Genomic DNA, 6,289 nt, shown 5'->3' with positions numbered 1-6,289 from the left:
ACCCGACTGGCGTCGCGAACGAGGTCGCGGCAGCGAAGGCGCCGGCCACCACGAGGTGACCGGCGCATCCGTCACGCGGACTCGACGGCGGCCCGCGCGATCGTGACTCCGATCTCGGCGCGAATCGTGGCGGTGAGCTGCGGGTCGTGTCGGGTGTCCTCGCTCGTCCGGCCCCGCCGGGCCGACCTGCACGAGGTCGAGATGCAGGTCGATCTGCAGACCTGACCCGCGCGGCCACCGCGCCGCGGCGCGTGCGCCCGCTGCGCGGCATACCTGCTGGGGGAACGGCGTCCTGAGGCAAAGGTCACCCACCCGGGAAGCACACCTCGGTCGCCTGAGGTGGTTGGTTCATGCGAAGGTGTCCCCATGAGCGAACTCACCGTGCGTGCCCTGACCGAGGAAGACTGGGCGGCCTACCGCGCCGTCCGGCTGGAAGGGCTGCGGGAATCGCCAGAGGCGTTCGTCGCCAGCCTCGAGGAGGAGTCGGCGTTGGGAGAGTCCGTCTGGCGCGAACGGATGAACCGATCGGTTCGCCTGATCGCGGAGCAGGACGATCGAGCGGTCGGTGTGGTCAGTGTCGGCCAGGCCGAGACGGCCCAAGAAGGGGATGCGGGCGAGATCTTCGCGCTGTGGGTCGCGCCTGATCGCCGTGGCTCCGGCGTCGCGTCGGCGCTCGTGCGCCGGGCCGCTGCGCAGGCGAGGGAGTCCGGCCGGCGTCACGTCGTCTACTGGGTCGGCACCGAGAACGGCCGAGCGGTCGCGTTCGCCAGCGGGATGGGTTTCCGCCCGACCGACTACCGCCGGCCGATGCGCGTCGTGAGCGAGGAGGACGGCGAGCAGGAGATCGCGATGGTCCTGCCGCTCGGAGAGGACAAGAGCAGCCACACGCGCCTCTGACCAGCCGGTATGCCGCTCACCTGCCTGCCATGGGGTCCTTCCCAACCGCGGGGTCAGGGACGGGCGGCGAACCGCTCGATGAGCTCGATCGGCCCGCTCACGACGATGACGTGGTGGGCGGAGATCTTCGTGGTCGGCACCGCGTGCGTGAACTCCTCGCCGGGGGCCTTGACCCCCACCACGGTGATGCCGTACTTCCGACGGATCTGGGCCTGCTCCAGGGTGAAGCCGATCGTCTCGGTGGGTGGCTTGAGCTTCACGATCGCATAGTCGTCGTCGAACTGGATGTAGTCGAGCAGGCGGCCGTTGACGAGGTGCGCGACCCGACGGCCCGAGTCGGCCTCGGGCGAGATGACGTGGTGCACGCCGATCCGGTCGAGGATCCGCTTGTGCTCGGGTGAGAGGGCCTTGGCCCAGATGGAGGGAACGCCTGCGTCGACCAGGTTGGCCGCGGCGAGCACCGATGACTCGACCGATGAGCCGATCCCGACGATGGCGATCCTGATGCCGGCCGTGCTCACCATCTCTATCGCGCTCGACTGGGCCATGTCGGCGTGCACCACCTTGGCGACCTTGTTGACGTAGGTCTCGGCGAGGGCGTTGTCACGCTCGACGGCGATGACACGGGTGCCGAGCCGCGTCAGCTCGAGCGCGACTGCCGAGCCGAAGCGGCCGAGCCCGATGACCATGACGTCATCGTCGAAGAGCCGGTTGCGCGCCATGGGATCCTCCCGGTGGCCGATGCGGGGACGGGGTAGCGTCTCCATCATGCCAAGCCAGGCGCGGGTCATCTGGGACCCTTCCTTCACGAAGTACGACTTCGGACCGACCCACCCGATGGCACCGATCCGGCTCGACCTGACGGCCAGGCTCTGTGCCGCGCTCGGGGTCTTCGACAACGACGAGGTCGAGGTCGTCGGGGCCGAGCCGGCGACTGACGAGGTGCTCAGCCGGGTGCACGACCTCGGGTACATCGCGGCGGTCCGGGCCGCGTCGCAGGATCCGTCCTCGGCAGACGGGTCCTACGGGTTGGGCACCGAGGACGACCCCGCGTACGTCGGCATCCACGAGGCGAGCGCGCGGATCGCGTCCGGGTCGCTCGACGTGTGCCGAGCGGTCTGGGAGGGTGAGGCCGCGCACGGCGTCAACTTCTGTGGTGGGCTGCACCATGCGATGCCCGCCAAGGCGTCCGGCTTCTGCATCTACAACGACATCGCGCTGGGGATCGCCTGGCTCCTCGACCACGGGGCGCAGCGCGTGGCGTACGTCGATGTCGACGTGCACCACGGCGACGGCGTCGAGCGGGTGTTCTGGGACGACCCGCGCGTCCTGACCGTGTCCCTGCACGAGACGGGCCGGGCACTCTTCCCGGGGACCGGCTGGCCGACCGACATCGGGGGGGCGAACGCGACGGGGATGGCTGTCAACGTCTCGCTGCCGCCGGGGCTTGCCGACGCAGGCTGGCTCCGGGCCCTGCATGCGACCGCGATGCCCCTCGTGCGTGCCTTCCGGCCGGATGTCCTCGTCACGCAGCACGGGTGTGACACGCATGCCGAGGACCCGCTCGCCCACTTCGCGGTCACCGTCGACGCCCAGCGTTCCGCAGCCGACGCCCTGCACCGGCTCTCCCACGAGGTGTGCGGCGGCAGGTGGGTCGCGCTCGGTGGCGGTGGCTACGAGGTCGTCAACGTGGTGCCCAGGACGTGGACCCACCTGACGGCGATCGCGGCTCACACGCCGATCAAGGCGTCGACCGCGGTCCCCCAGGGGTGGCGCGACCACGTCAACCAGTTGACCGGACGTCCGGGACCGGTCCGGATGGGGGACCTCACGGCCGAGGACGGGCCGGTCTGGTGGCGCTCGTGGGACATGGGCTACGACCCCGGCAATGTCGTCGACCGCGCCGTCATGGCAACGCGGCAGGCGGTGTTCCCGCTGCACGGCCTCGACGTCTACTTCGACTGAGCCAAGCTTGTTCGACGACGGGGTGAGGATCGACCGAGCGCCAGCGAGGGAGGATGGGAGCGCCGATTCGGCTCAGTCGAACGATGGATGCGACTGAGTTCGACCGAGTTCGACCGGACCTGGCTGCGCACCTCACGGCGGCTACGATCAGGCTCATGTTCCAGCTCGACGCGGATCTTCCCGAGCCCATTCGACCGCTCGCCTGGCTCCTCGGTCACTGGGAGGGCGCCGGGGTGGTCGGCTACCCGACGATCGACTCGGCGAACTTCGGGCAGCAGGTCGACGTGACCCACGACGGGCGCGGCTTCCTCACCTGGGAGAGCCGAGCCTGGATCCTCGACCCCGACAGCGCTGAGAAGCTGCGCCCCGCGGCCCGTGAGTCCGGCTTCTGGCGGCCGCAGGAGGACGGTGAGGTCGAGCTGCTCCTCGCTCACCCGACCGGGATCATCGAGATGTACGTGGGCCGGATGGAGCCGGCCCGTATCACGCTGCGCAGCGACGCGGTGCTGCGCTCCCCACGAGCGAAGGAGTACAACTCCGCGACCCGGATGTACGGCCTCGTGGAGTCCCAGCTCATGTGGGTCATGGACATGGCTGCTGTCGGCGAGCGGCTGCAGAGCCACGTGTCCGCAACCCTCAAGCGTGTGGAATGACCGCGCCGTGCCGAACCGTTGCAGCAGTGTGAGTGAGTCGATGTCGACCACGGGAGCCGGGGCCACCGCACCCGAACCTGCCACCAGACCCGTGCCACGGAGCCCGCTGCTGGGTCAAGCTGGCGCCGTCGCCGGTGAGGGCGCGACGGCCTCGGTCGCGGTGCACTACGGCGACCCGATGCGCGAGCAGCGTCTCCTCGAGGAGGGGCTGGCCGTGGTCGACCTGTCCCACCGTGACGTCCTGACGGTCACGGGCCCCGACCGGCTCAGCTGGCTCCACTCGCTCACCACGCAGCACTTGACCGGCCTGCCGGCACGTGAGTCTCGTGAGGCCCTCATCCTGACACCGAAGGGGAAGGTGGAGCACTGCCTGCACCTGGTCGACGACGGGGAGACCACGTGGATCACGACCGAGCCAGGGGCCGGTCCCGCTCTGCTCGAGTGGCTCGACGGGATGCGCTTCATGCTCCGGGTCGAGGTTGCCGACGTGACCGACGTGTGGGCGGTGCTCGGCGAACCGTGCGGCGTCGAGTCGGCACCGGGCGAGCCCCTCGCCTGGCGCGACCCATGGCCTGGGCTCGTCGGCGACACAGCGGCATACGGTCCGCAGGAGGGGCACCCGGGCGCTGACTGGCACTGGCGCGAGGTCCTCGTCGCCCGCTCCAGCCTCGTGGATGCCGTGCAGGACCGGCCGCTCGCGGGCCTCTGGGCCCTCGAGGCGCTGCGGATCGCGGCGTGGCGCCCGCAGCTCGGGCATGAGACCGACCATCGCACGATCGTCCACGAGGTCGACTGGCTGCGCACCGCGGTCCACCTGCACAAGGGCTGCTACCGCGGGCAGGAGACGGTCGCTCGCGTCCACAACCTCGGTAGGCCACCGCGCCGGCTCGTGTTCCTGCATCTCGATGGGTCCGGCCACACCCTCCCGGCACCCCGCAGCGACGTGTATGCCGCTGGGCGCGTCGTGGGTCACCTGACCTCCGTCGGGCGCCACCACGTCGATGGCCCGATCGCGCTGGCGATCGTCAAACGCAACACCGACCCGACCGCGGACCTGCTCGTCGATGGCATCAGCGCTGCCCAGACCGTCATCGTGGCCCCTTGACCGGCGCGGCACCGGCCCTTGCCGACCGGATGTGGCAGGGCTCACGCTAGCCATAGTTTGCATTCTGCTTGCTGCAGTTAGCATAATGGAGGCATGAGCAAGCTTCCGCTTCCCGACCTCGGGGCGTACCTGCGCGAACAGCGCGAGAACGCCCAGCTGTCGCTGCGGCAGCTGGCCGAGCTGGCCGGGGTCTCAAACCCATACCTCTCTCAGATCGAGCGAGGACTGAAGAGACCCAGCGCCGAGATCCTCCAGCAGATCGCGCGCGCACTGCAGGTATCGGCGGAGTCGCTCTACATCCGCGCCGGCATTCTCGACGAGCGGGTCTCCGACCCGGAGGCGGCCGCGGGTGTCCTCTCAGCCATCGCAGCCGACCCGGTCCTGACCGACCGGCAACGCACGGTGCTCGTCGAGGTCTACCTCTCCTTCGTCGGCGAGACCGCCGCCGAGGAGTCACATACGACCACCCGGGCTCGGCCTGAAGGCACAAACGGGTCCCGGCACACGTCGCGCGGAGCACCCGCCGCGACAACCAAGGAGGAATAACCATATGGCTATGAACAAGAAACTGGCCAAGGCGGTCCAGGACGCCCAGAAGCAGGCCGAGGCCACGTTGGCGGAGGTCCGCAAGGTGATCGAGGGGAGACTGGCCGACGTCACCTTCGACCCGACGCCGTTCTACGCGGTCGTCGGCGCGGCCGACCAGGCAGTGGACACGATGAGGCACGCCGCGGTGCAGCTGGATGCCGCCCGCCAGCAGGCCGCGGACACCGATCTTCGCGGCAACGCCAAGAAGGAGGCCGCCGACCTCCAGAAGGACCTGCAGAAGCGGGTCGCCGACCTGCAGACCCGCTCGACGGAGATGCAGAAGGTTGCCACCGAGCTGGCCGACAAGATCCTGGCACGTGCCCAGGACCTGCCCGCCCAGGTGATGAACCAGGGGCTCGTGCTGGCGAGCAACGCCAAGGACCAGTACGACGCCGCGGCCGCACGCGGCGAGCAGATCGTCGCCGAGGCGCGCAACCGGGGCACCAGGGCCGCTGCTGACTTCGCCGACCGGTCCGACGCCGCGATCAAGACCGGCCGCAAGGTCGTCAAGACCACGGCGGCAGAGGCTGAGAAGGTCGCGCGGACCCTCGCCGACGTCGTCGATGACAACGCTCGCCGGGTTGGTGACCAGATCGAGGAGTCGGCCGCTGCCATCGACACGGCCACCGAACCGGTGCCCGCCACGCGTCCGGCAGAGCGCGAGGAGGCCGTCCGCGAGGGGGCCGCTCGCCAGGGCGCGGCGACCCGCAAGGCGCACGAGGTCGAGAAGACCACGACCCGCAAGACAGCCGCACGCTCGTCCGCGGCGGGCAGCAACGGCGCCTCCACGTCGGCCGCCAAGAAGCCAGCCGCGAAGAAGTCGGGCGCCAAGAAGACGGCCGCCAAGAAGTCGACCGCCCCGAAGGCAGGGTCCAGCTCGGCCAAGTGACATCCAGCCTCAGGGCCGTCACCCGCAACGGGTGGCGGCCCTGAGGCATACTGCGCGACATGCCGGACCAACCCGTCTCAGCCGTCCTGACCGCGTCCCCGGTCGTGGGGCCCCGGCGTGGCGCCCCCGGCGTCGGGGCCGCCCCCCCGGGGGCCCCCGGCGGGGGGGGGGCGGGGGGGGGGGGGGGGGGCG

The 6,289-nt window shown here is 70.3% G+C and carries 8 protein-coding genes; 7 read left to right on the top strand and 1 reads right to left on the bottom strand.

All coding sequences use genetic code 11. From position 1 onward, the window contains the following. Both L0H79_RS19830 and L0H79_RS19825 read left to right on the top strand, forming a co-directional pair. Positions 1-225, top strand: a 225-nt coding sequence (locus L0H79_RS19830) for a hypothetical protein (RefSeq protein ID WP_301486368.1), incomplete at its 5' end; no start/stop codon positions are given. Positions 226-366: 141 nt separating this feature from the next. Beyond that, a complete protein-coding gene (locus tag L0H79_RS19825; RefSeq protein WP_301486367.1) occupies positions 367-897 on the top strand; it encodes a GNAT family N-acetyltransferase in 531 nt (176 codons plus the stop codon). A gap of 53 nt (positions 898-950) precedes the next feature. Here L0H79_RS19825 and L0H79_RS19820 read toward each other — a convergent pair whose 3' ends face one another. Further along, a complete protein-coding gene (locus tag L0H79_RS19820) occupies positions 951-1,619 on the bottom strand; it encodes a TrkA family potassium uptake protein (RefSeq protein WP_301486369.1) in 669 nt (222 codons plus the stop codon). 46 nt (positions 1,620-1,665) lie between these two features. On the opposite strand from L0H79_RS19820, the gene L0H79_RS19815 reads away from it, so the two are divergent. The 5 genes from L0H79_RS19815 to L0H79_RS19795 all read left to right on the top strand — a co-directional run bounded on the left by L0H79_RS19815 (position 1,666) and on the right by L0H79_RS19795 (position 6,097). After that, complete coding sequence (locus tag L0H79_RS19815; RefSeq protein WP_301486366.1) at positions 1,666-2,862, top strand: acetoin utilization protein AcuC; 1,197 nt, start codon at positions 1,666-1,668, stop codon at positions 2,860-2,862. Between the two features lie 155 nt (positions 2,863-3,017). After that, on the top strand, positions 3,018-3,515 hold the full coding sequence (locus L0H79_RS19810) for an FABP family protein (RefSeq protein WP_301486365.1): 498 nt from the start codon (positions 3,018-3,020) through the stop codon (positions 3,513-3,515). Positions 3,516-3,555: 40 nt separating this feature from the next. After that, positions 3,556-4,620: a folate-binding protein YgfZ gene (locus L0H79_RS19805; protein WP_301486364.1), complete on the top strand. Its 1,065-nt coding sequence runs from the start codon at positions 3,556-3,558 to the stop codon at positions 4,618-4,620. A 93-nt stretch (positions 4,621-4,713) separates the two neighbouring features. After that, a complete protein-coding gene (locus L0H79_RS19800) occupies positions 4,714-5,166 on the top strand; it encodes a helix-turn-helix domain-containing protein (protein WP_301486363.1) in 453 nt (150 codons plus the stop codon). A gap of 10 nt (positions 5,167-5,176) precedes the next feature. Beyond that, on the top strand, positions 5,177-6,097 hold the full coding sequence (locus L0H79_RS19795; protein ID WP_301486362.1) for a hypothetical protein: 921 nt from the start codon (positions 5,177-5,179) through the stop codon (positions 6,095-6,097). Positions 6,098-6,289 lie beyond the last annotated feature (192 nt).

The sequence above is a fragment of the Intrasporangium sp. genome, from assembly GCF_030452765.1.
Taxonomy (GTDB): domain Bacteria; phylum Actinomycetota; class Actinomycetes; order Actinomycetales; family Dermatophilaceae; genus Intrasporangium_A.
Note: the sequence above shows the minus strand (reverse complement) of the source record. Positions and strands in the feature narration are given on the sequence as shown.

Excerpts from the sequence above, each read along its gene's own strand:
- L0H79_RS19825 (WP_301486367.1), top strand. The coding sequence starts at position 367 with ATGAGCGAACTCACCGTGCGTGCCCTGACCGAGGAAGACTGGGCGGCC.
- L0H79_RS19810 (WP_301486365.1), top strand. The coding sequence starts at position 3,018 with ATGTTCCAGCTCGACGCGGATCTTCCCGAGCCCATTCGACCGCTCGCC.
- L0H79_RS19795 (WP_301486362.1), top strand. The coding sequence starts at position 5,177 with ATGAACAAGAAACTGGCCAAGGCGGTCCAGGACGCCCAGAAGCAGGCC.
- L0H79_RS19800 (WP_301486363.1), top strand. The coding sequence starts at position 4,714 with ATGAGCAAGCTTCCGCTTCCCGACCTCGGGGCGTACCTGCGCGAACAG.
- L0H79_RS19805 (WP_301486364.1), top strand. The coding sequence starts at position 3,556 with ATGTCGACCACGGGAGCCGGGGCCACCGCACCCGAACCTGCCACCAGA.
- L0H79_RS19815 (WP_301486366.1), top strand. The coding sequence starts at position 1,666 with ATGCCAAGCCAGGCGCGGGTCATCTGGGACCCTTCCTTCACGAAGTAC.
- L0H79_RS19820 (WP_301486369.1), bottom strand. The coding sequence starts at position 1,619 with ATGGCGCGCAACCGGCTCTTCGACGATGACGTCATGGTCATCGGGCTC.